Source organism: Candidatus Abyssobacteria bacterium SURF_5 (assembly GCA_003598085.1).
GTDB lineage: Bacteria > Abyssobacteria > SURF-5 > SURF-5 > SURF-5 > SURF-5.
The window spans coordinates 19,071-42,233 of record QZKU01000145.1 but is presented as its reverse complement, the minus strand read 5'-3'; the positions used below and the strand labels follow the sequence as shown (position 1 = coordinate 42,233).

General features: G+C 56.0%; 18 protein-coding genes. 3 read left to right on the top strand and 15 right to left on the bottom strand.

What is annotated here, in order from left to right:
• Positions 1-97: 97 nt before the first annotated feature.
• On the top strand, positions 98-1,048 hold the full coding sequence (locus C4520_21960; GenBank protein RJP14020.1) for a radical SAM protein: 951 nt from the start codon (positions 98-100) through the stop codon (positions 1,046-1,048).
• A 4-nt stretch (positions 1,049-1,052) separates the two neighbouring features.
• Here the strand turns inward: C4520_21960 and C4520_21955 are convergent, their stop codons facing one another.
• Positions 1,053-1,787 (bottom strand): hypothetical protein, encoded by a 735-nt coding sequence (locus tag C4520_21955; GenBank protein ID RJP14019.1) that lies wholly within the window; start codon positions 1,785-1,787, stop codon positions 1,053-1,055.
• A gap of 375 nt (positions 1,788-2,162) precedes the next feature.
• Between C4520_21955 and C4520_21950 the strand changes: the two genes are divergently transcribed.
• Complete coding sequence (locus C4520_21950) at positions 2,163-2,681, top strand: hypothetical protein (GenBank protein RJP14018.1); 519 nt, start codon at positions 2,163-2,165, stop codon at positions 2,679-2,681.
• Between the two features lie 4 nt (positions 2,682-2,685).
• Positions 2,686-3,786, top strand: coding sequence for an ABC transporter ATP-binding protein (locus C4520_21945; GenBank protein RJP14017.1), 1,101 nt, complete (start codon positions 2,686-2,688; stop codon positions 3,784-3,786).
• Between the two features lie 101 nt (positions 3,787-3,887).
• On the opposite strand, the gene C4520_21940 is transcribed toward C4520_21945, so the two are convergent.
• The 14 genes from C4520_21940 to C4520_21875 form a co-directional block, all read right to left on the bottom strand.
• Positions 3,888-6,221 (bottom strand): RND family transporter, encoded by a 2,334-nt coding sequence (locus C4520_21940; GenBank protein RJP14016.1) that lies wholly within the window; start codon positions 6,219-6,221, stop codon positions 3,888-3,890.
• 5 nt (positions 6,222-6,226) lie between these two features.
• Positions 6,227-7,834 carry a response regulator gene (locus C4520_21935; protein RJP14015.1) on the bottom strand — a complete coding sequence of 536 codons (1,608 nt, stop codon included), beginning with the start codon at positions 7,832-7,834 and terminating at the stop codon, positions 6,227-6,229.
• Positions 7,824-9,833: a response regulator gene (locus C4520_21930; protein ID RJP14014.1), complete on the bottom strand. Its 2,010-nt coding sequence runs from the start codon at positions 9,831-9,833 to the stop codon at positions 7,824-7,826. The genes C4520_21935 and C4520_21930 overlap by 11 nt, the downstream gene beginning before the upstream one ends.
• 1 nt (position 9,834) lies before the next feature.
• Entirely contained in the window at positions 9,835-12,381 is a 2,547-nt protein-coding gene (locus C4520_21925) for a PAS domain-containing protein (GenBank protein ID RJP14013.1), read from the bottom strand.
• Positions 12,382-13,710 carry a beta-ketoacyl-[acyl-carrier-protein] synthase family protein gene (locus C4520_21920; GenBank protein RJP14012.1) on the bottom strand — a complete coding sequence of 443 codons (1,329 nt, stop codon included), beginning with the start codon at positions 13,708-13,710 and terminating at the stop codon, positions 12,382-12,384.
• Positions 13,711-13,978: 268 nt separating this feature from the next.
• Positions 13,979-14,914, bottom strand: a complete 936-nt coding sequence (locus tag C4520_21915) for an MBL fold metallo-hydrolase (GenBank protein RJP14011.1) — start codon at positions 14,912-14,914, stop codon at positions 13,979-13,981.
• Positions 14,915-14,995: 81 nt separating this feature from the next.
• The gene (locus C4520_21910) at positions 14,996-15,307 is read right to left on the bottom strand and encodes a cell division protein ZapA (GenBank protein ID RJP14010.1); all 312 of its coding nucleotides are present in this window, start codon (positions 15,305-15,307) and stop codon (positions 14,996-14,998) included.
• A gap of 110 nt (positions 15,308-15,417) precedes the next feature.
• The gene (locus C4520_21905) at positions 15,418-15,702 is read right to left on the bottom strand and encodes a hypothetical protein (protein RJP14009.1); all 285 of its coding nucleotides are present in this window, start codon (positions 15,700-15,702) and stop codon (positions 15,418-15,420) included.
• A gap of 4 nt (positions 15,703-15,706) precedes the next feature.
• Positions 15,707-18,106 (bottom strand): phenylalanine--tRNA ligase subunit beta, encoded by a 2,400-nt coding sequence (locus C4520_21900; GenBank protein RJP14008.1) that lies wholly within the window; start codon positions 18,104-18,106, stop codon positions 15,707-15,709.
• 21 nt (positions 18,107-18,127) lie between these two features.
• A complete protein-coding gene (locus tag C4520_21895) occupies positions 18,128-19,144 on the bottom strand; it encodes a phenylalanine--tRNA ligase subunit alpha (GenBank protein RJP14007.1) in 1,017 nt (338 codons plus the stop codon).
• A 15-nt stretch (positions 19,145-19,159) separates the two neighbouring features.
• On the bottom strand, positions 19,160-19,852 hold the full coding sequence (locus C4520_21890; GenBank protein ID RJP14006.1) for a YggS family pyridoxal phosphate-dependent enzyme: 693 nt from the start codon (positions 19,850-19,852) through the stop codon (positions 19,160-19,162).
• A 121-nt stretch (positions 19,853-19,973) separates the two neighbouring features.
• Entirely contained in the window at positions 19,974-21,053 is a 1,080-nt protein-coding gene (locus tag C4520_21885) for a hypothetical protein (GenBank protein RJP14005.1), read from the bottom strand.
• A gap of 4 nt (positions 21,054-21,057) precedes the next feature.
• Positions 21,058-21,855 (bottom strand): hypothetical protein, encoded by a 798-nt coding sequence (locus C4520_21880; protein ID RJP14004.1) that lies wholly within the window; start codon positions 21,853-21,855, stop codon positions 21,058-21,060.
• A complete protein-coding gene (locus C4520_21875) occupies positions 21,852-22,814 on the bottom strand; it encodes an ABC transporter ATP-binding protein (protein ID RJP14003.1) in 963 nt (320 codons plus the stop codon). Before C4520_21875 ends, C4520_21880 begins: the two co-directional genes overlap by 4 nt.
• Between the last annotated feature and the right edge of the window lie 349 nt (positions 22,815-23,163).

Here is a 23,163-nt window from a genome sequence, read left to right as displayed (position 1 = left end):
GAGGGGGCAGGGTTGGCGAAGCCAACCGGCTGGTGAGGGCGCCGCTTGTGCTCAGGCGGCCATTTCATAGTCGGTGGTCACCCAACTACGGAGAGAGATGACGAAGCCAAACTGCAGGTACGTTTTTGGGCCGGTTCCCTCGAGGCGGTTGGGGCGCTCTCTGGGGCTTGATCTGGTTCCCTTCAAGACATGCAGCTTCGATTGCATATACTGTCAGCTAGGCCGGACAACTTGTCGAACCATTGCTCGTAAAGAATACGTTCCGCTTTCGGACATCTTGAGCCAGCTCTGGCGGAAGCTTGAAGGAGGCGAGCGGCCGGACTATATAACGCTTTCGGGTTCGGGAGAACCGACGCTTCACTCGGAAATCGGCAAGCTCATCAAAGCGATCAAGCACAAGAGCGCGATTCCTGTTGCCGTCCTCACGAACGGATCGCTCTTATGGGATGAGGCGGTGCGGGCGGACCTTCTGCCGGCCGACCTTGTGGTGCCCTCGCTCGATGCGGGCGACGAAGCTCTTTTCCAGAAGATCAATCGGCCCGCTCCCGAATTGAAATTCGATCAGGTCGTTGAAGGACTTTCTCTCTTCCGAAAGGAATATTCCGGACAACTATGGCTTGAAGTGTTTCTGGTCAATAACATCAACACGTCCGCACCCGCCCTTGATCGAATAAAAAAATGTGCGGAGCGAATTGTTGCGGACAAGCTCCAACTGAACACGGTGATCCGTCCGCCCGCGGAAGGCTGGGCCGAGAGGGTGCCCGACGCTGAAATGGCGCGTATCTGCGATTTTTTTGAGAATGCTGAGGTAATAACGCCATATGGCCGGCATCCGGCCGAGCCGGAGCAGCAAAGGGTGACTGAGGAAGTGCTTGCTCTGTTGCGACGCCGTCCATGCACGCTCGAAGACATCTCGAAAGGGCTCGGAATTCACCGAAATGAAGCAGTGAAACATCTGCAGAAACTCCTCGAAGAAAATCTCCTGCACCAAGTCCTTCGGGATGGAGTTCTTTATTACCAGGTCAAATCGAGCGTAACGCACGAATAGCAGTTCAGCGCCCGAAAACTCTCATTGCGCATTGGTATTCCAGAAGGAGCGAATACTCGAATACCTGGTTCATCATCCATTTCACGTACAGGTTGACCGCTTTCTTGGTGTTACGGATGGCCATGGTATCGCCGGAAGCGAGCCGTTGCGCCATCTCCATGACGGTCTCATTCAGTTTCTCGTGCGGAACCACATGATTGACGAGCCCGATCCGCAGGGCTTCCTGAGCGTCGATCACCTCGCCGGTCATCAGCAGCTCCTTCGCTTTGTTCACGCCGACCAGAATCGGCCAGATGACGGCGCCTCCGTCACCGGCTGCCAGCCCGACTTTCACGTGCGTGTCGCCGATGCGGGCGCGATCAGACGCTATGACGATATCGCCGAACACGGCAAGCGTGGCGCCGAGGCCGGCCGCCGGGCCGTTCACGCCGGTGATGATCGGCTTGTCGATCTCGAGGATATTCAGAATGATTTCCTTTCCTTCAACGAATATCCGGTCGGCGGTTTCCTTGTCGGGGATCGGATGCTTCAGATCGGCTCCTGCGCAAAAGCCCCTGCCCGCGCCGGTCAGCGTCACCACGTCAGCCTCATCGTCCTTTCGAATGTCGCTGAAAATAGCGGCAAGCTCCGCATGCATGGCGGGCGTAACGGCGTTAAGACTTTCGGGTCGATTCAGGGTCAACGACAAAATCCGGCCTTTGCGCTCGACGGCAATATCCTTGTAATGGCTGTAGTCCATGTAGCCGCTCCTTTCCTCTCTGTCTGATGCGCCTCGTTAATCCGCCGAAGTGTGACTGCGAGACTGTCCGACGGTTGGACGGCTGTTCTTGCTTTGGGGACAGGCGCCATCCTGCGAATTCAAAAAGGCATCACTTCCCGGAGCCGGTCCCTTCGCACTTCCGTATGTGGTGTCAGTCCCCACTGCATTGGGCAGTTCTCATCGCGACCGTTGGACAAATTCACTGTCACTATAAAGTCGGCGGAGGCGACAAGTCAAGAATCGCAGGTGCCCGGATCGCTCTGGCTGAGCGGGTTGACAGAAGCGGTCGGTTAAACTACCATAACTAGAGAGATCCTCCAAAGGCCGCTGCATCTTTGATCGGAGGGAGAAGTAATGGGGACGGTTGGAAAGCGATTGAAGCGGAACATTGCGCGGAACCAGTTGCTCGACCGGGAGCTTGATTATCTTCCTGCCACAATCGACCGTGACGAGGTGCGTGAGATGGCCCGCCGCTACGGTCCATTGCGGAGGCGCTCGTTGGCCGGCAGGCTGTTTTCGGGAGCGAGCGGATTCGTCCTGCGCTATGGAGCGCCCTTCATAGGCTTGATAGCCGGCGCTGAATATCAGGCCGCAAAGGCGTTATATCCGCTGATCGGCGAAGAGCAGCGGTTGGGCGATTCCCTCAGGATCGTGCTCGGCGAGGACCTGTCGAAGCGAGTCGATGATGCGAATACCGCCTTCAAGGTGACGGGCGCGCTCGTGGGCGCGACGCCGGACATCATGTGGGGAGCGCTCTATGGCGCGTTTCTGGGAATCGTCGCTTACTACGTGTTGCGGTGGACTGTTCTTCTCGGCTCAAACGTGCGCCGCCGGCGGAAGCTGAACAAAAAGATTTCGGAATTGATGGGATGAATCGATGTCTGCGCTGGTGCTAAAAAGTCTGACCAAAGTGTTCGATAATAAAGTTGTCGCCCTCGACAGAGTCTGTCTTGAAGTCGATGAGGGCGAACTGTTGGTCATTCTTGGGCCGTCGGGCAGCGGAAAATCCACGATATTGCGCCTGATCGCCGGCCTCGACAAACCGAGTTCAGGCGAAATCTTTATCGGCGGAAAACCGGCAACGCACACGCCGCCGCGCGAGCGCGACATCGCGATGGTGTTCCAGGACTACGCGCTGTACCCGCACTTCAACGTTGCGCAAAATCTCGGGTTCGGCCTGAAAATGCGCCGCGTTCCCAAGAGCGAGATTCAGGCCCGTGTTCTGGAGACCGCGCGGATGCTGGGGATCGATGGGCTGCTCGAACGCAAACCAAAAGAATTATCGGGCGGCCAGCGCCAGCGGGTGGCGCTCGGACGGGCGCTGGTGCGAAAGCCGAAGGTGTTTCTTTTCGATGAGCCGCTGAGCAATCTCGATCCGGCCCTGCGGGTGCAGCTGCGCCAGGAGATCAAGCAGATTCATGACGCGCTCGGAGCGACAGTCGTTTATGTTACGCACGACCAGCACGAGGCCATGCTCATCGGGCGGCGCGTCGCAATTTTGCGAGCGGGCGTGCTGGAACAAGTGGGGACGCCGTCCGATTTGTACTGCCGCCCCGGGAACCTGTTTGTTGCCGGCTTTCTGGGAACCCCGCCGATCAATTTCGTCGAGTGCCGCGCCGAAATGAAGAACGGCCGCACCGAGCTTGTCTGCGGAAATGACGAAGGAAAGAAGTTCCAATTGGACGTTTCGCCGGTGCCGCCTCGCATCAGTCTTGCCTTCCGGCCGGAAGATGTTTTGCTTGGCAACGCCGGAGAAAATGCTTCGTTGTCAGGGACGGCGCTGGTGCATTTGATAGAACCAATGGCCGGCGAGACAGTCATTCACCTCGAAGATGGGAGCATTAGCTTTTGCGCGAGGTCGCTCGGGTTCCTGGATTTGGCGCCGGGCAGTCGCGTTGCCTATTCGATTCCACAAGATAAGCTGCTCCTGTTCGAGGAAGGCACGGGTAAAAGGATCGGCAGTCAAAACATATCTTAGATTTCATTCCGCCATCTGGAGATAGCACTCTCCCGCACGCCCCTTCATACCCGTACTTTTCAGGAAGATCTTGATCCAATTCCGCAATAGCTGTAGAACAATCAATCAGGCCGTGTTGCTTCGACGGAGACGGGCCGGAGAAAGAGCGTTTCTTCCCGTAAACGGCGGAACGGTATCGGGAAGAGCGCAAGGAGGGTTGGAATAAGGAGGAGGGTGAGCAGGAGGCACGCCACCATGGTGAAGCACATCAGGATGCCCAGGTTGCGCACCGGCCCAAAGCCGGAAAAGATGAACGTCATGAACCCGAGGATATTAGAAGCAGCGTCAAAGACGATGGCGCGTCCGCTTTTGATAACGGTAACCCCGACCGCGTCATTCAGTGTTTGAGCTGTGCGCGCCTCGCTTCGCAGGCGAGAAATGAAATGGATGGCGAAATCAACTCCGACACCAACCGAGATGCCGGTTAAAACCGCGGTGGCCGTATCGAGCCTGATTCCAAGATGCCCCATCAGCCCAAAAGTTGCGAGAGTCGCCAGCGTGAGCGGCATGATTCCGACAAGTCCAAATCGGACCGAACGGAAGGCGACTGCGCAGATGATCCAGATGAGCACGGTATTCATGATGATATTCATGATCTTGCCGCGGATGATGTAATCGTTCATCGCCATCCAGATCAGGCTGCGTCCGCCGAAAGAGACCGTTACATCTTCGCCGAAGTGCGTGCTGCAATATTCGGCAAGCCGATCAAAGATGGCTTCGAGCTGCATGCTGTCGATGGCGGTCGTGGCAATTGCGACTTTGCAGCGCTGAATATCGTAGTCCACCAGGTTCTCGAATTGCACGGGGTCCTGTGTCATCGAGTGGAGCAGCAACAACTGCGCCACCATTTCTCTGCTTTCAGGAACCTTGTCGTGAGCAGGATCATCCTCGTTGAGGATGCGGTTCATCTTTTTCACGATATTGACGATCGAGGTCGAATGTTTGACCTTCGACAGGCTCTCGGCGAACGCCTGAAAATCGTCAATCCGCCGCAGAACGTCGGGCGACTTCAGCCCGTCGACTTCGGTAGTCGAAAACATCACGTTGATCGAGTACGGCCCGTTGAACTCGTTGATGAAGAGGGAGACGACGGTGCGCGCCGGGTGATTCTCCGGGAAAATCTCCTCGGGAGCGTATCCGATCTTGATGCGAGATACGCCCAGGCCGGATACTATCAAAAGCGCCAACCCCGCGATCGCCACCCGGTATCGATGGTTCACCCCGACGTGCCCGATCCACGCCAGAAATCTATCGAGAACATCCATGTTCTTAATGGATCGAGGTGGAACGGACTTCTTCTGCAAGATAATAATCGACGGCAGCACCATGAGGGCGAGGAGCGCGCAAAACCCCACGCCGATCGCCACCGTGACCCCAAACTCGCGTATGGTGAGAATCTTGAAAACGATCAAGGTGAGGAAGCCGACCATTGAGGTTACGGCTGCAAGCAGGATCGGCGGACCCACCTTTCGAATCCCCTGCGCCATCGCTTCCGCCGCGTTTCCCTTCGATGACTGCTCGATGTAGCTGTAAATCACGTGGATCATGTAAGAACTGCCGATCGCTATCAGCATTGCAGGTATCGAAGAGCTGAGCACCGACATGGGGAAGCGGATGTAATGCATGAAGCCGATCGTCCACACGATGCTCATGGTCACCATCAGCACCGGTCCGATCGCCAGGCGGGGCGACCGGAAGAAAATCGAGATGCCGACCGCCATGAGCAGCAGCGCCGCAGGACCGAGGACGCGGGCATCGTGGAGGATTCCCAGATTCGCCTCTTCATTCATAACCTGGTGTCCGAAAGGATAAATCCGCTCGGGTCCGGCATACTCATCTGCGATTGCATGAAGCGACCGATACAACTGCCGCTGGTTATAGCCCGGCTGGAGCCTGATGATAAGGAGCGTCGCCTTTTCGTCCTTCGAAACGAGCCGGTCGTAGATATCGGGATCGTGTCGCACGTCCTGGCGCAGGCGCTCGATGTCATCGGACGATTCGGGCGGCGGCGACAGGTGTTTTCGCACGTCGAGCCCCCAATCGCGCCAGGTCACTTTCCGTGCGGTGGCCAGGCTGAGCGTTTGCTCGGCCAGCACATGATCGAGCGAATTCAATTCTTCTGTAATTGCGGCGATTTTTTCGAGCGTGTCGGCGTGATAAATGGAATCATCCCTCACCAGCGCCAGATAAGCCACCTCGTCCTTGCCGAATATGGAGCTATAGTGCTCGTTGGCGACGAGGACGGGATCGGTGGCCGGGAGATCTCCCTCGAAGAAAGGGCGCATTTTGAGGCGGGGTATTCCGACTGCGAGCACAAGAGTGACAAGAACGGAAAACATGAGGATATACCACGGGCGCTTGCTGACGAGGTTTGCAATCATATGTGCAGGTCGCATTCCGCCTATGGCGCCGTGAGAGCGGCGGTAATCGTTCGCTTGAAGTCATCCATAACGAACGGTTTCGTGATGTACGGACAGCCGGATTTCTCTAGGAAGGACTTGATTTCGGGCACGAAAATATCGCCGGTCATGAAGATGACGCGCCGCTGGAGCTCGCTCTTGTTCTCGATGAGCCACCGATACAATTCCACCCCGTTCAAGCCCGGCATTCTGCAATCCACAATCAGGAGGTCGAAATTCTCCTTCTTCAGGTTTTTCACCGCCTCCTGGCCATTGCACACCGAAATAACCTCATGTTCGGCCTTCAGAATATCGGTGATCGCCAGCATGCAATCGGGATCATCCTCCGCGACGAGAACGCGGGGCTTTGTCCTCTGAGGAGTATAGCGGATCGGTTCCTCCTTGACAGCGCTTTCTTCCATGACTCTCGTGATGGGAAGTCGAATGGTGAACGTGGTCCCCTTGCCCACTTTGCTTTTTACGGTGATCTCGCCCTTGTGGGCGCTAATCAATCCGTGCGAGACGCTGAGGCCGAGGCCGGTGCCTCCGCTGCCTTTCGTTGAGAAGAAGGGGTCGAAGATTTTCAGCATGTGTTCCTCGGAAATCCCGCAGCCGGTATCGGTGAACGTGAAGAAGATGTTGTCGCCTTTTCGCGTGGAGCGAATGTTCAGTTCGCCTCCGTTCGGCTCCATCGCCTGAAACGCATTATTGATGATGTTGAGGAACACCTGGGCGATCTGCTTTTCATCCGCCATGGTAAGCGGAATCCTTTCCTCGAGCTCGACTTTGACGCGCACGCGGCCGGCCTTGATCTTGTAATCGAGCAAAGAAAGGGTTTCCCGCATGGTCGCGTTCAGGTCCACCGGGTTTCTGGTGGCGCTTGAGGGACGCGAGAAATTCAGCAGCGAACTGACGACCGAGGCCGCGGCCGAGGCCGAACGCTCAATGGTATCGACGTAGCGCAGGATGCCGTCGGGGAATTTCTGCTCTTTCAGCAGTTGCGCGTACGCGAGGACGGGCAGCAGCTTATTGTTGAGTTCGTGGGCGACCCCTGCGACCAACTCGCCGAGAGACGCCAGTTTTTCCGACCGCACCAGCTGCTCATGTGTCTCCCGCAGTTTCCGGTTGGCTTCCTCGAGCTCCGCCGTCCGCTCGCGCACCTTGCCCTCGAGCTCCTTGTAAAACCGCTCCTTCTCGTTTTCCATCTGCTGCCTGAGCGATGAGCACTCAAGGACGAGGTGATGATTTTCGATTCCGCGCTCGGCGATCAACTTGATCTCATCGACGTCGAAGGGCTTGGTTACGTATTCGAATGCGCCGTGCTTCATCGCCTCGACGGCGTTCTTTACGGTACGCGTCGCCGTAACGATGACTACCTCCGGCGGCTGCGGCCGCGTTTTGATGATCTTGAGCGCCTCGAGCCCCGACATCCCCGGCATCAGGATATCGAGAAACACGAGATCCACTTCATTGAAATTCAAGTATTCGAGTCCCGCTTCGGCGGAATCCTTCAGGATAACCTCGAAGTTGTCCTTCAAGATGATGCGCAACGCTTCGCGCACGCTTAATTCGTCATCGACCACAAGAATTTTATGCATCTTATGCTCCATGTGGTAAAACTACCTTCACGGTCGTCCCTCGGTTCGGTTCGCTCAAGACGCTTATGTCGCCTTTATGACCCTGAATGATCTTCCGGGATATCGCCAGGCCGAGGCCCATCCCTTTGACCTTCTTGGAATAGAACGGCTTGAACAGGTTGCCCATATCCTCCGGTGCGATTCCGGAGCCGGAGTCGGAAATACAAATTTCCGTGACGGTCGGCACCGAGGACCCATTTCCCTGGGCGCCGGCGGCGGAGGTCTCGCCGGTTCGAGTTGCAGCCGAGATGTTCAGGGTTCCGCCCGAAGGCATCGAATCCAGCGCATTCCGGAATACCTGGACAAAAGCCTCGCCGAGCAGATTCCTGTCGAACATTCCAATGCCGTTGGCCGTCTCGAAATTTTTGTTAATCACCACGTTTGGCTTGTCCGCATCCTGCAGGGCCTGGTTGAGGGCCTCTTCGATAAGGTTATTGATGTTGCCCTGTTCCGGACGAAGTTGCAGCGGCTGAGAGAATTTAAGGAGTTTCTCGACGACGGCATCGAGCTTATCTATCTCCTTGAGCGCAATTTGAGCAAATTCTGTTCGGAATTTTTCGTCCGCATAATTCTGTGGAAACAATTGGGTGAAGGTCCGGATGGCGACCAGCGGGTTCTTGATCTCCTGCGCCATGCACAGCGCGCAGCGTTGCCATGCTTCATCGACATCCATTCCGGCGTGGGACTTGACGGTGGACAGATCGGTGAAGAGCGCGACCGCACCGACGGGTTTCCCGGCGTCGTCGGTCAAGACCGAGGTGCTGATGCCGAGGAGCGCTTTGGTGGCCGGGTCGGTCACCTCATGCCTGCAAAACGATTTTCCTTCGCGCAACGTGCGATTGACGATATCGGCGAACATCGAGCCGATCCGCTGGACGTCATGTCCGGTGACATCCGCCGCCTTTACTTTCAGGATTTGCTCGGCCGCCTTATTCAGAAGAAGGAGCCTGCCGGCGGCATCGGTCGCGATGAGGCCGGAAGTAACGCCCTGCAGGATGTCTTTGTATCGTTCCTTCTGTACGAGGACAGCGCGATGATGCCGGGCATTTTCGATGATTGCGGCGATCTGCTGGGAAAGCAGGTACAGGAACTCGATCTCGACGTCCGAGAGGCGTTTTCCGGTTATCTTCCTGCCCAGCACGAGCACGCCGCTCATTTTTCCTTTTGCCGTCAGCGGCACGCACAGGCGGCCTTGGAGCAGGGCCATTTCTTTCCGCACTTCGAGCATCTCGCCCGGCTCGGCCTCCCGCGCCGGGTCGTCAAGATTGAGAATCTGGTCGTGCCGGTGGAGCCACTGCATCAGGCTTTTCCACGGCGCCTCGTACCCTTCGAGGCCGGTCACCTGGAGGCCCACCGCCGCCTTCATCACCATCCGCTGTTTTTCCTCGTTCCAGAGGAGCAGGACGGCCTTATTGAGCGAGAACATCTCGACGACCGCATCGAGCACGAGGGCATGCAGGCGCTCGGGCGCAAGCACGTCGGTGACGGCCCGCAGGAATCGTCGCAGCGAATCGAGCATCTCCTTTCGCTCGCTCGACGGTTCGACGGCGTCGAAGGGGAGCGGTTCGGTGGTGCGGACGGGTTGTTTTGCCGCCGCCAGCCGCGCCATCAGGCGCGATCTTTCGACCGCCCGCGAGATAACGGTCAGGAGGACCTCGCGGTCAAAGGGTTTGCTCACGATATCGTATGCGCCTTTGGCGCGCAGCTCGCTGGCCGCCTCGGATATGGTCTGGAGCGCCAGCACGATGCAGGTAATCTCGGGCGAAACCGAGCGCAGTTGGTCGAACGCCCAGGCGCAGTTCTCCGCCCCAAGGAACTCATCGAGAATGACCACATCAACCGGGTGATCGTTTACGATATTGATGAGCTGCGGGAGCGAGCGCGCCACCAGAACCATGTATCGTTCGCCGAGCAGCATCCGGAGAGATTCCTGAATGCTGTTTTCATTTGATGCAATGACGACTACATCCATATCATGCCCTCTCCTTCGCGAATATCTGTGTCACCGGCAGCGAGATGGTGAACTCGGTCCCCACATTCTCTTTGCTGTCTACGGTGATGCTGCCCGAGTGTTCCTTGATGATTCCGTGAACGACGGCCAGTCCCAGCCCCAGCCCTTTTTCTTTCGTCGTAAAGAACGGATCGAAAATCCTGCCGAGGTTCTTGCGACTGATGCCCTGTCCTGAATCACGCACCTTGATGACAACGGTCTGGGCGTCATCGATGGTGGCCGGTATGTCCAGGCCGTAGAACATCTCCGAGACCTGGTCGCGGGAAGTCCCGCCGGAGTATCTGCTTTTCCTGAGCGAGACGCTGACGCGCAATTCCTTATGGGAATTGTTGCGGGACGCCTCGATCGCCTGCAGCGCGTTCAGGCACAAATTGAGCAGGGCCTGCTTAAACTGGCTCTTATCGCAGACGATGGGAGCGGAATCGACGTCAAAATTACGGACGACCGTCACGCCCACCTTCGACGTCTCGTTGCTGAGCAGGAGCAGGACCTCTTCGATGAGGTCGATGATGTCAGCCGTCTCAAAAAGCGGCGCCGTCGGTCGCGCGAATTCGAGGAGTTTTTCCACCAGAGAATTTATTCGCTCGACCTCGTCAACCGTTATGGATGAGAATTTTTCGCGGAATTCCGTATCTTCGAAGCGGGTGGGCAGCAACTGGGCGAAGGTCTTGATGGAGACGAGCGGGTTCTTGATTTCGTGCGCCATGCCGGCGGCAAGTGTGCCCAGAGAGGCCAGCTTGTCTGCCCGCCACATCTCGCCCTCAAGAATCCTGATCTCGGTCAGGTCGTTTACCACCAGCAGTGCGCCGGTCACGACGCCCTTCTCTTCCTTGATCAGCGATGTGCTTGCGCTCAGATAACAGATCGAGCCTTTGGGTGATAATATCTGCACCTCCTGATTCGAGTACCGGTTCTTGCCGGCGAGGGTGTCGGAAAGCATCTCGCGCAGGGGAGACGGAAGCAGATCGATCTTGCCATGGATGACGCCGTCCTGGGGGAGTCGCAGAATTTCCCTGGCTTTGTCGTTGCAGGTGTTGATCATCCGGTTCTTGTCGATGGCGACGACTCCGCTGCTCATGTACTTGAGGATGTTGTCGTTGTGATTCTTGAGCATGATGACGGTGTGGTGCAGCAGTGCGTTCTCCAGCGCGACGGCGGCCTGATTGCCGAGCGTGACGAGCAGATTGATGTCCTCGACCGAGTAGATATCGGACGAGATTTTCTCGCCCAATGTGAGCAGTCCGAGCAGATCTTCGCGATAGAACAGCGGGATGATCACCTCTGCGTGTATCTGGTCGAACTCGCTCTCGATCGGCTGAAATCGGGAGACCGGAAGCGAGCGTTTCATTTCCTCTTTCACGAGCAGCGTGTGATCCTGCATCATCTGCCGGATAATGAGGCTGTCTGCGCCGATCTCATGGTGAGCATCAGCAAGTTCTATGGGTATCGCGGCTCTCACCGTGTATTTCTTCTCGCCCGTCTCGTGAAGCAAGATGGTGGCGCTTTTTACCTGCAGGATGGAGGCCACCTCATGGACGATCCGGTTCTGCAGGTCTTCGAGGTCCAGGATTTTCGTCATCGAATGGCTGAACTCGGTCAGGGCGGCCTGATAATTGTAGCGGCCGTGAAAGAAGAACCTGTCCACGAGCGTCTCGATGCCGTTGCGCACAGGATACACCAGGAGCGAAGCCGCCAGAACCGAGAGGAAGGCAACTGCTTCGAGCTGCAGGCGCAGGACAGGGGTGAAGAGAGTCACCAGTCCCATAACGGCGCCAAGCGCCGCGACCGTTCCGATATAGATGAGGACATTTCTGAAAACCACGCCCAGATCCATCAGGCGGTGCCGCACGATGGCGTATGATAGGCTTGCGCTGGCAATCACGATAAAGACTGCGCTCAAGGGACCCGAATACTGAGAGACGCCGGCAATGGGCAGAAGCAGCGCAAACGTGACGATTCCGATGGCCGAAAGCAGGGTTCCCCAGAAGGTGTATTTCAGTTGCACCCTCTCAAAGCGGACTTTCGTTTTGAGGAATTTCCGCGCCAGCAGGAAAAAACCGATGAAGGCGCAGGCGACGTGGTACAACATCAATATGTAGATGCCGGCCCCGTATACCGGCCTGACCTTCTCGCCTTCGTACGCAATATCTTTCATGATAAAAGGCGTAAAACTGAGCAGCGCCATGAGAGCGCCCGGCGCACAGATGATGAGCAGTGTTCGCAGCGGCGGGAATTCATCTCTTTTATCCGGGAACACATACGCGAACAGAAGGAAATTGCAGGTGAGGAGCGCGCCGGTGGCGAATGCCATATGGCCCGCAAACTTCAACACCTCATAGCGGGTTTCGATACTGATGGTGAACAGCGCGAGCGCCCACAGGCCGCAGCTATAGGCGAGGCCAAGGAAGGAGATATTAATGATCTTTTTGGAATTCTTGGCGAAGACATAGGTGCCGAGAATGAAAATGAAAAGTGCAGTAACGAGAATGCTTATCGGTTTCGGATCCATTCAGCTGTCGCCGTCACTTTTGCATGCGCCGTCTCTGCCGCCAAATGAGACGGCCTCCCCGTTGCCGTATCTCTTAACGAGTACGGCGGCGCAGGCGCCGTCCATGCCATAATTATTGACAACCGCCATATTCACCCGATTGAACCGCGCGTGATTTGGGACGTAGTCGAGGTCGCATTCGGGGTCGGGGGTTTCATAATTGATCGTGGGAGGGATCAGGTTGGATTCAAACGCGAGGCAAGCAGCGATCACCTGCATCGGACCGATGGCTGAATTCGGTATGCCAATCGTTGACTTTATGGCGCTCACGGGCAATCGATAAGCGTGCTCGCCGAATACCTCCTTCAGGGTCCTTGTCTCCATCTTATCTTGCACGATAGTTGAATTGCCGTTCGCCAGAACGTAGTCCACGTCGGTTGGTCTTACTCGTGCGTTGGCAAGCGCCGCCCTGATGGCGCTGGACATTGTCAGCATTGTCGACTTCGACAGGTTGATTTTATCTTTATACCCGTGTCCAATGATTTCGCCGTAAATGTGAGCCCCGCGAGCGCGCGCATGTTCCAGGTCCTCAAGCACGAGGAATCCCGCTCCCTCCGCCATCACGCCGCCGCGACGGTTCTTGTCATACGGGCGCATGATCTTCTCGGGTGGAACCCCTTCCTCCGGCACCAGCAGACCCGCGAGGATATAGCTGATGAAAGCGTAGTAGGTGAGCGTACAATCGGTTGCGCCGGCCACCACAATATCCTTTCGACCCTTGCGAATCTCATCGAGTCCGAACCCTATGGCGTTCAGGCCGGAAGTGCAGTGTGTGGAGATTGTGGTCGAGGAATCGAAAACATTTGCGGTCTGGGCGGCTTCTCCTATGGCGGAATGCATTGCGATAGAGGCAAGCGCATAGGGGGGCGCATTGAACGGGTCGTCGGTGATTGCGATTCGAAGGTGGCTCTCGATAGAATCAGCCGCCGGCGCGGTCGAGCCGCCATACATGACCATTCTGGACCGGTCATACATATCAGGCTCGATGCCGGCGTCCTCGAGCGCCAATTTTGTGCCCGCAACGGCAAAATGAACGTAACGGCCGGACATTTGCGCCCGGAGTTCGTCCATATAGTCTGTGGGATTGAAGTTCTTTACTTCGCCGCCATGATGAACCGGCAGTTTTGATGTATCGAAGCGCGTAATATAGGAAACGCCCGAACGTCCATGAACGAGTGAATCCCAAAACGCTTCCTTGCCGATCCCCACCGATGAAACCACGCCCAGTCCTGTCACTACGCAACGCCTGTTCACCGCTCCTACTCCTTCTCCCTGATTACCCGGTCCCATGTGTCCGCCGGGTCCGGATCGATCCGCTGTTCCATGCGAGGGTGCTTAGACAGCGGGACTGAAAACATTCTCCGGTTATAAGTGGCGTATCTGCAAGTAATTACATCAAAAAATCAAGTACCTCTTTGCTACCGACCAGCGGCCAAACTTTACGTCCCTCCCCTTTTATGAGACATTTTACTTCCTTTTTGATTCGATGTCAAGAAAATTGCCGAGAGTAACCGAGGAAAGAAGCCCCGCCTCAGGATATAGGTTATCAGTGAACATTTTATCCTATAACATAATTTCTGTCAAGTCTTTTCAATCGACCCTGCCGTTCCAGCCGAAAAATGTGCATTTCTATCATCATACGGTCATCCCAGTAGAAGAAAGAGTCGGGTGATTTATGATTGCGCCGGTAGACGATTTCGAGGTCCAGAATCTCCTCTTTTGTGCGGGGGCGCTGCAGGAACTCGAGGATGCGGTTATCGCGCTGATGAATTGTATTAGCATACGTCTGGATTCGGGCGTCGAGGTTCTCAGTCACCAGGCCGTCGCCATGCGAGGTAACCACGATTTTAGGTTTCAACCGGCGGACGCGCTCGATCGAGGTCAGCCAGGCGTCGATATCGGAATTCCGGCTGGCGTACCATGGCCCGAAGGAGGTGAGGTCGATATCGCCCAGGTACAGCACCTGTTCCTTGGGGAAATAAAAGCAACTGTGGCCTGCGGAGTGGCCGGGGGTATGAATCGTTTTGACAACGGTATGTCCGAGGTCGATCTGGAAGCCGTCGGAAAAAGTCTGAGCGACTGTATAGGGGCGGTATTTGCAGTTGTCGAGCAGAAAATCGCGCCAGAAGTTCTTGAGCGTATCGCTGTTGACAACCGAGAAATCCTGCATGAAGTCCTCGATTGAGCCGTAGCCGCGGGCATCGAGCTCATGTGTGTAAAGCTGTGCGCGGGTGAAGCAGTAATTGTAGATCCTGTGGTCTTCGTGGTAGTGAGTGTTGAGGATGATACTCGTCTTATGACTCGCAGCCAGTTCAAGCATCAATTCTTCGCGGCAGGCCGGGTCGATAACCATACCCAAATCGTCATCGACAAACAGCGAGTGCGAGTTCGGATAGCGCCCTCTGTTTTCGGACTCGATGAAGTAGATGCGGTCGGCGATCTCGATCATGTTTCTCCCTGCACTGGTTGAAGCGAATAAGTCTTGTTTGAACATTTCGGTGCAAGAAAAGCGAAATTCCGTACGAACGAATTGGCGACGGCAAGAGATTCCGGAGTGGAATCGCTCCCGTGTTCCTCAGATTTCCGTGGCCGGATGTGGCGGCGCCGCCGGAGTCTCCCAGTGCATATTTGATGCCATCTCAAGCATCGATTCGATTCGCTTGGAGACCTGTTCCTTTTCCTTGCGCAGCCGAAACAATTCATCGGCCATGGTAAAGGCCGCGAGGATAACCGCCTTGGTCTGTGATGATATTTTTCCGGAATCCACGACTGTGCGGATTTCGTTTTCAACAAAAGCGGCTAACTGTTTGATGTACTCGGGGTCTTCGGTTCTGAAACTGAGCTCGGTCCCGAGAACGGTGACCGTCACGGCGGCGGGTCGGTTCATGATCGTCTTCGCCTTTCGAAAACCAAAGGAGAACTTAAAGACAACAGAGACCGTACAGTTTTTTCAAGACGTCTGCACAACTGGGGGAAGATTTTCCGTCCCCATCTTGTCTATCTGTGTTGTTCGCCCTTCAGCGCACGCACTCGCTCGAGCAGGGCGTTGATTTCTTTTCGGATCTGTTCGCGCTGCGCTTCGAGCTTTTTCTTTTCCGCCTGCGCTTCAAGCAGCAGTTCGCCGCGCTCTTCGAGCACTTCCATCTGCCGCGTTTTCTCCAGGAGCTCATTCAGCAGGCGTTCGTTCTGGCGCCGGAGGTGCTCGTTTTTCTCGCAGGCGTCGCGGAAGCTGCTGACCAAGCGCTTCATCTGTTCTTCGAGTCTGGCCAGCTTCTCGTCCATTTCATTACTTTCTCAATTGGGCGCCGAAGCGCGTTTGGACGGACTGGACGATTTTATTGAACGCGGCGGTGATTTCCTCATCGGTCAGTGTTCGCTGAACGCTTTGGAACCTGAGGCTGAAAGCGAGGCTTTTCTTTCCGCTTTCCACTTGCGCACCTCGATAGACGTCGAACAGGAGCACCCGCCTCAAGATCTCTTCTCCGGCCTCTGTGATGGCGGAAACCAGCTTGGCTGCTTCGATGTTCTCATCGACCACGACAGCCATATCGCGATCGGAGTACGGGAAGCGGGAAACGCTCAGGTATTCCTTTTCCGTTTTCGGGCACGAGAGAAGCGTTGAAAGGTCCAATTCGAAAAGGAAGGTCTTTTGTTTTAATTCATATTTCTGAATGATATCGGGGTGAATCTCTCCCACCCGGCCGACCGTTTTTCCCGCCACTTCGATATCGGCGCATTTGCCCGGATGAAATCCGGGTCTTGCAGATTTGACAGCTCTCGCGTCGAAACCGAGAGAATCGAGCAACGTCTCAACTACGCCTTTCAAGTCGAAGAAATCGACCTCGGCAGGCTGCTCTTTCCAGTGGAGAGAGTTCCTCAGCCCGGTCGCCGCGCCGCAGGCGGACACGTGTTCATCCGGCAGCGTTTCTCCGGGAGCCGGCCAGAAAATCTTGCCGACCTCGAAGAGTTTCAGGTTTTTCCTCCCGATATTGATATTGCTGCGGATTGTTCCGAGCAGTCCGGGCATAAGGGTTGTCCGCAAAACGCTTTCGTCCTCGGCCAGCGGATTCCTCATTCGGATCGGCGCAGCCGGATAGCCGTCGCCCGAAAAATCCTTCATCTCTTCCGGGTCCCCGAAGCTGAACGTGATGATCTCGGTGAAACCGCATCCCTTCAACAGGGCTTTCACTTCCTCTTCGGCCGACTTTGCCGGCAGTCCTCGCGTCATGAGCGCCCTGTCCTCGGGATACGTCGCAATAATGTTTTCATATCCGTAGACGCGCGCAACCTCTTCGATTAGATCGATTTCCTCGCCCACGTCGGGCCGGTAACTCGGCACGCGCACGCGGACCGACTCGCCGGTGGTGGAAACAATTTCGAATCCGAGCGCATCGAGAATGGATATCGCTTTGTCAGGTGGAACCCGGATGCCGAGAATCCGTCTGATCCGCTCATGGCGCACCGAGATTTCCTTCGGGCTGAACGGGTGCGGGTACTGGTCGACGCTTCCGGCGGCGACAGTGCCTCCCGCAACTTCGGCCATGAGTGCGGCGGCGCGGTCGAGCGCGACCGTCAGCATTTGCGGGTCGGCGCCACGCTCAAATCGGAACGAAGCTTCCGTGGACAACCCGAGCGCTTTCGATGTGCGCCTGATCGTAACGGGGTCGAAATATGCGGATTCGATAAGGACAGTCTTCGTCTGCTCGGTCACTTCTGAATTCGCTCCGCCCATGACGCCGGCGATCGCAACCGGTTTTTCGGCGTCGGCGATGACCAGCATCTGTTCGGTCAGGCCGCGATTGGCTCCGTCCAGGGTCACGATCGACTCCTTCGGGAGTGCGCGCCTGACGACGATTCTGTTCTCGAAAAGCTTGTGGTAATCGAACGCGTGCAGCGGGTGACCGAGTTCAAGCAGCACATAATTCGTTATGTCGACGACATTATTAATCGGCCGCAGGCCCGCCTTCAGGAGCCGCTGTTGCATCCATGCGGGGGATGCTCCGATCGTGACGCCGGACACGACGCGCGCGGCATAGCGGGGGCAGCCTTTTTCGTCTTCGATTGTGACCGACGTGAGGGATTCTATCTGTGCGCCCGCTTCGCGCATCCGGATGTCGGGCAGCCTTGTCTTTTCGCCGGTTATCGCGGCGACCTCGCGAGCCGTTCCGAATATGCTGAGGCAGTCGGGCCGGTTCGGCGTCACGCCGAGCTCGAGCAACGCGTCGGAAAGCTGGAGCGCTTCGTCAAGAGGGACGCCGGTCGGCAGGTCGGGCGGCAGAATCATGATGCCGCTGTGGTCCTCGCTGATGCCGAGCTCGCGCTCCGAGCAGAGCATTCCTTCCGAAGATTCGCCCCTGATTTTGGTTTTATGCACCGAGAAGCCGCCCGCCAGCTTCGCGCCGGATACAGCGACGGGCACGATGTCGCCCTCTTTGATATTGGGTGCGCCGCAAACGATCTTCAGCGGTGACGAATTGCCGACGTCGACTTCGCACAGGACCAGCTTGTCGGCGTTGGGATGCCGCCGAATCTTCAGTATGCGCCCAACGGTTACCTTTTCAAAGGCGGACTTTATGATCTGTACGCTATCCACCTCGGTGCCGGTCATAGTCAATTTGTGAGCGAGATCGGCGGGTGAGAGGCGTACGGCAACGAATTCTTTGAGCCAATTCAGTGAAACGCGCATGCGTTACATTCTCCAATCCACCTAAAATTGCTCGAGGAATCTGATGTCGTTCTCATATAATGTGCGGATATCGTCGATGCCGTATTTCAGCATTGCGAGCCGGTCGACTCCCAGGCCGAAGGCAAACCCGGTATACTCTTCGGGATCATAGCCGACTGCGCGAAAAACGTTCGGATGCACCATACCAGAGCCTAATACCTCGAGCCATCCTGACTGTTTGCACGTGCGGCAACCGCTCCCGCCGCAGATGACACACTGGACATCGACTTCCGCGCTCGGTTCGGTGAACGGGAAGAAGCTGGGGCGGAACCGCAGAGCGGTCTGCGGGCCGTAGAGGCGGTGAATGAAGGCTTCAAGCACGCCCTTCAGGTCCCCGAGGGTTATCTGTTCGTCCACCACAAGCCCCTCAACCTGGTGAAACATGGGGCTGTGCGTGATATCGTCGTCGCGGCGGAAGACTTTCCCGGGGGCAATAATTCTCAGCGGCGGTCTCTGTGCGGTCATTGCGCGAATCTGAACGGGAGAAGTGTGCGTGCGCAGCAGCACGTCATCATTGATGAAGAAGGTGGCCTGCATATCGCGAGACGGGTGATCCTTCGGGAAATTGAGGGCCTCAAAATTATGATAATCTGTTTCCACTTCCGGCCCAGTAGCCACCTGGAAGCCAAGTCCCTCGAAAATTCTCCGGATTTCCTCAAAGACGATCGTGATCGGATGCAGATGGCCGATGGGTGGCCTGAGACCCGGAAGAGTGACGTCGATGCTTTCTTTTTTCAGTTTTTTCTCGCGCTCTTCCCGCTCGAAGAGGCTCTTCTTGTGATCGATCGCGTCCTGGATTTCCTGTTTGACTCGGTTGGCGCTCTGGCCGAAAGCAGGGCGTTGGTCGGGTGGCAATGAGCCCATCAGGCGGAGCAGTTTTGTCAGCTCTCCCTTGCGTCCCAGGAACTCGGTTTGGACCTGCGACAATTGTGATAAATCAGAAGCCTGTCCCACTTTTTCGAGCGCATCCGCTCGAAGTTTCTCAAGTTGCTGTTCCATGGTTTTCTTTCTCGTTCATTTCGCGAATACGGCGCTTCCTATTCTCAGCAGAGTGGCCCCCTCTTCGACAGCCACTTCAAAGTCATTGCTCATGCCCATTGACAGGACATCAAACGAGGCGCCCGGAAAATCCTGTTCCCGCAGCCGTTGCGCGGTTTGCCGCAGTTCCCGGAAGCAGGGCCGCGCCAGTTCGGGATCTGAAACGAGGGGCGCCATGGTCATCAGCCCCTCGATTCGCAGATGTCCCATTTTCCCTAATTGGCGCACCAGGCGTTCCGCATCGGCGGGCGGCGCTCCGTACTTTTGTTCCTCATGAGAGGTGTTGACCTCGATGAGAACCCGCATTGGGCGATCGATTTCCGCACAGCGTTTCTCCAGCGCGGCCGCCGTTGAGACGGAATCGACCGACTGCACCATGTCAAACAATTCTACCGCCTGTCTGGCCTTTCTTGACTGCAGGTGGCCTATCATGTGCCACTCGACCGAACGCCCGAGCGCCGGTTGTTTTTGCGTAGCCTCATGCACGCGGTTTTCTCCGATGATGCTGACACCGCAGGCGATTGCCTCTTGTATTCTCGCAACGGGAATAGTCTTTGTTACGACGCACAATTTGATATCGGCTGGGTTGCGGCCTGCTCGTTGAGCGGCGTCGGAAATCCGCCGGCGGAGGTTCTCCAGGTTCGACTGAATGCTCATGACGAACCGCATATCCTCTTAATATCGGTAAAAACAGAAGCCGATCCGGCTGTGGAAAGAGGAAAAACCCCCGTTGCCGGCTTCCAACCGGCGCTGAGGAGGCCGGGGGTTCTTCAAAATTGTTCGGTGCGATTCACGACGTGAGGCCGTTAGCCTTCTCTAATTCCATTTTTAGTCGCAGGTATTCCTGCGGGGCGATGAAATCAGAGGGATCGTCATCCTTCAGGAACCGCCATAATTCGAAAGCAGCCTCAAGATCGCCTTCGCGCTCCAACTTGCGGGCCTCGAGCTTCTTTTCCAGACGCTTCATAGTGAGCTTCTGCATCTTGAAGTCCGGATGCCTGCGGTCGTAATCTTCCAGGAGCGCAAACGCCTTTTCTTCTTCTCGCAAGCGCTCGAGCGAGAGGGCGTATGCCCGCTCCACCCAGGGTTCGTGCTCGTACTTTGTCGCTTCGCCCAGATAATACGCGGCCTTTTCCCAATCGGAGAGCTTGCGGAAGTAAATGGTGAATCCCATTTCCGCATACAGCTTGGAGCTCCGGGGATTGTTCTTGATGCCCTTCTTGAGGAGACTGACCCCCTGCTCGATATATTTCATTCTTTCTTCAGCGGAGTGGAACATGACCGTCACGTTATAGGCCAGGTGCCACGCCCCAAGTGCGTACGCCTCGATGAAATGGGGGTCGAGCGTGGTCACTGTCTCCATCATTGGGAGCATTCTTTGCACCTGTCCGCGATGCCAGTACTCGTCGACCTTGAGCCACAACATATCGGCAACCAGTTTTCTGAACCCCAGCACGAGGGCGCCGACATTTGCGCTGACATCGGGATTGCTCCACTCGATTCCACCCTCGATCAGGGAGGCCTTGGACTGCCTGATCAATTCAACGAATTGCATGTATAAGGGGTTGAATTCCGGCCGATTAATCAGTTTCCACTTAGCGGGCACCGGAAGCTCCGAAAAATCGGGATTTAACGAGCGGCCGAGCTCCGTTACCTGATTAAAGAGGGCTGTTTCCGCAGGGTCGCGCTCGTCCTGTTCGACGATGATGCGCTGGATCACCTGCTGGCTGTAAGCCTCTTGATTATCCACCCATCGCAGGAAAGTGATTCTTCCTGTGTCGCTCTCGATGTCCGATTGGACAAGCGAGATCGGAATCAGGAAAGCTAAGGCGACAACTCCGAAGATGGCTTTTTCCTTCAACTTGCTCATGCGCTTACACATCCTTCTTTCGGAACAAGATGTAGGCAATCAGCATTCCGAACCCGGCATAGAGCAGGGCGTAAACAAACAGTTTTGCGATTCCCTGCGGCACGTACGGGTCGTTATGGATCAACTGATTTCTCAAGTAGAAGTTGCTGAAGTTCGGCAGGATCAGGTAAAACTGCCTGATGATGAACGACATCATCTCGGAGGAGGCGTGCTCGCTCAGGTTCTTCAGGTAATTGACCGAATGGCCGACGATATAAATGAAGATGCCGCCGATCACGGGAAGAGTTGCCGAGGTGGACATGGTGGAGACGGCAAACGCGAGCGCCGAGAGCACGAGCAATTCGAAGTAGACCAGCAGCATGGCTTTTGAGGCGACCAGCGCGGTAACGGAAAACGAAGGCGCTGTCTCGTCAACGTATCTGCGGGATTGCAGATACAGCAGGACGAGGAACAGGACGGCCATTAATCCGATATTCAACAGGATGGTGAACTGGGCTCCCAAGTACTTGCCCGCCAGATAAGTCACGCGCTTCAGCGGTTTTGACAGGATCGTGTGAATGGTCCTGTTATCGGTCTCCCCCGGAAGCAGGGCGCCGGCGGAAAATACCGCGATCAACATGCCGAAAAAGGAGATGCAGCTCAGGCAGACATCTTTGACCATCTTGATTTCCTCGCCCGGCGAGAGCACGGTCAAAAACGTGGAACTGCCGATGACGAGCATGGCGAACAACAAGAAAGCGATGAGGGTTTTGCGCCGTATCGATTCCCGATATGCGTTCATCCCGATTACCAGCGAATTCACGCGACTTCCTCCTTCACAGATCGAATGAACAAATCCTCCAAAGATTCTTTTTTTGGTCTGATCGCGACTATCTCGGTCGCGTCAGCCTTTAGAATGTCCAATATCTGGTAAAGGCTGCGGTTTTCGGGCAGGCGGACCATAGTCAGCCCGGTCTCCGCCTTCCCGACAAAACAGCCTTCTGTCTCCAGTTTCTTCCACACAGCTTCCTGGAGATTGGTCACGTCGATTTCCACGGCGCGGTCTTGCAGCATCAGATCGAGGAGTTTTCCATGCGTGACCATCTTTCCGCGGTTGATAATTGCAATCTTGTTGCAGATCATCTCGACTTCGCTCAATTCATGCGAACACACGAACAGCGTCTTCCCCAGATTCCTCAATTTGATCATCAGGTCGCGTATCTCGCGGCGAGCTATCGGGTCGAGGCCGACCGTCGGCTCGTCAAGGATCATCAGCTTTGGATCGCTCAGCAGAGCCTGCGCCAATCCAATTCGCTGGCGCATTCCCTTCGAGTAATGCTGCACAAGCCGGTCGGCTGCGTACTGCATTCCCACAATATCGAGCGTCTCATCGATCCGGCTCTTCAAATGATTTCCGCGCAGGCCGTACAACTTGCCGTAGAACGAGAGCACCTCCCGGCCGGAAAGGAACTCATGGAAATACGGACCTTCGGGAAGATAACCAATGTTGGCCTTCAACCTGCTGTTGGCGGATTCCGGAGCGAATGCAAAATTGGAGGCGAACCGTTCCCCAAAGAGCTTGCACTCGCCGGCGGTGGGATAAATGATTCCGAGCAAGATTTTGATCGTCGTCGTTTTGCCCGCCCCGTTCGGACCGAGAAAACCGAAGACTTCTCCTTCCTCAACCGTCAGGTTCAGGTCGTCAACCGCGGTCACTTGTCGGAGGCCGAACAGTGTGCGGTACGTTTTAGTCAAACCGTTGATTTCAATGGCAGGCGGCATAGAAAACTTCTCCCCCTGTAGACAATTGATGCTCCCCGCTGGTCCTGTCAGGATAACAGCTGCGGATACTCCAATGGCGGCCTATGTAGAAGCGGCCCCCGATAATCGAATATCTCATTATACAGTGTGGAAAATTTGCAGTCAAGCCAATGAGTGCAGTGCGGCAACTCTTCTGCTCGCTTGTCTTTACTGCAGGCGGCGGTTTGCCGAAACTGCGAAACACAGCCCCTCTCACTTTCAAAAAAGGAGGGGCGCTTGGTGCTCGCCGGCGGGTTTCGCCGAGCGAGCCGATAGCCGCCATCGCGGCAGACCGGGCGATTCCTCGAAGGCATTTTGCGCCCCGGCGTTT

Coding starts and splice junctions, on each gene's coding strand:
- C4520_21935 (RJP14015.1), bottom strand. CDS start 7,834: ATGGAGCATAAGATGCATAAAATTCTTGTGGTCGATGACGAATTAAGC.
- C4520_21950 (RJP14018.1), top strand. CDS start 2,163: ATGGGGACGGTTGGAAAGCGATTGAAGCGGAACATTGCGCGGAACCAG.
- C4520_21930 (RJP14014.1), bottom strand. CDS start 9,833: ATGGATGTAGTCGTCATTGCATCAAATGAAAACAGCATTCAGGAATCT.
- C4520_21895 (RJP14007.1), bottom strand. CDS start 19,144: ATGGAACAGCAACTTGAGAAACTTCGAGCGGATGCGCTCGAAAAAGTG.
- C4520_21885 (RJP14005.1), bottom strand. CDS start 21,053: ATGAGCAAGTTGAAGGAAAAAGCCATCTTCGGAGTTGTCGCCTTAGCT.
- C4520_21910 (RJP14010.1), bottom strand. CDS start 15,307: ATGAACCGACCCGCCGCCGTGACGGTCACCGTTCTCGGGACCGAGCTC.
- C4520_21955 (RJP14019.1), bottom strand. CDS start 1,787: ATGGACTACAGCCATTACAAGGATATTGCCGTCGAGCGCAAAGGCCGG.
- C4520_21945 (RJP14017.1), top strand. CDS start 2,686: ATGTCTGCGCTGGTGCTAAAAAGTCTGACCAAAGTGTTCGATAATAAA.
- C4520_21940 (RJP14016.1), bottom strand. CDS start 6,221: ATGCGACCTGCACATATGATTGCAAACCTCGTCAGCAAGCGCCCGTGG.
- C4520_21890 (RJP14006.1), bottom strand. CDS start 19,852: ATGCGGTTCGTCATGAGCATTCAGTCGAACCTGGAGAACCTCCGCCGG.
- C4520_21905 (RJP14009.1), bottom strand. CDS start 15,702: ATGGACGAGAAGCTGGCCAGACTCGAAGAACAGATGAAGCGCTTGGTC.
- C4520_21915 (RJP14011.1), bottom strand. CDS start 14,914: ATGTTCAAACAAGACTTATTCGCTTCAACCAGTGCAGGGAGAAACATG.
- C4520_21875 (RJP14003.1), bottom strand. CDS start 22,814: ATGCCGCCTGCCATTGAAATCAACGGTTTGACTAAAACGTACCGCACA.
- C4520_21900 (RJP14008.1), bottom strand. CDS start 18,106: ATGCGCGTTTCACTGAATTGGCTCAAAGAATTCGTTGCCGTACGCCTC.
- C4520_21920 (RJP14012.1), bottom strand. CDS start 13,710: ATGGGACCGGGTAATCAGGGAGAAGGAGTAGGAGCGGTGAACAGGCGT.
- C4520_21925 (RJP14013.1), bottom strand. CDS start 12,381: ATGGATCCGAAACCGATAAGCATTCTCGTTACTGCACTTTTCATTTTC.
- C4520_21960 (RJP14020.1), top strand. CDS start 98: ATGACGAAGCCAAACTGCAGGTACGTTTTTGGGCCGGTTCCCTCGAGG.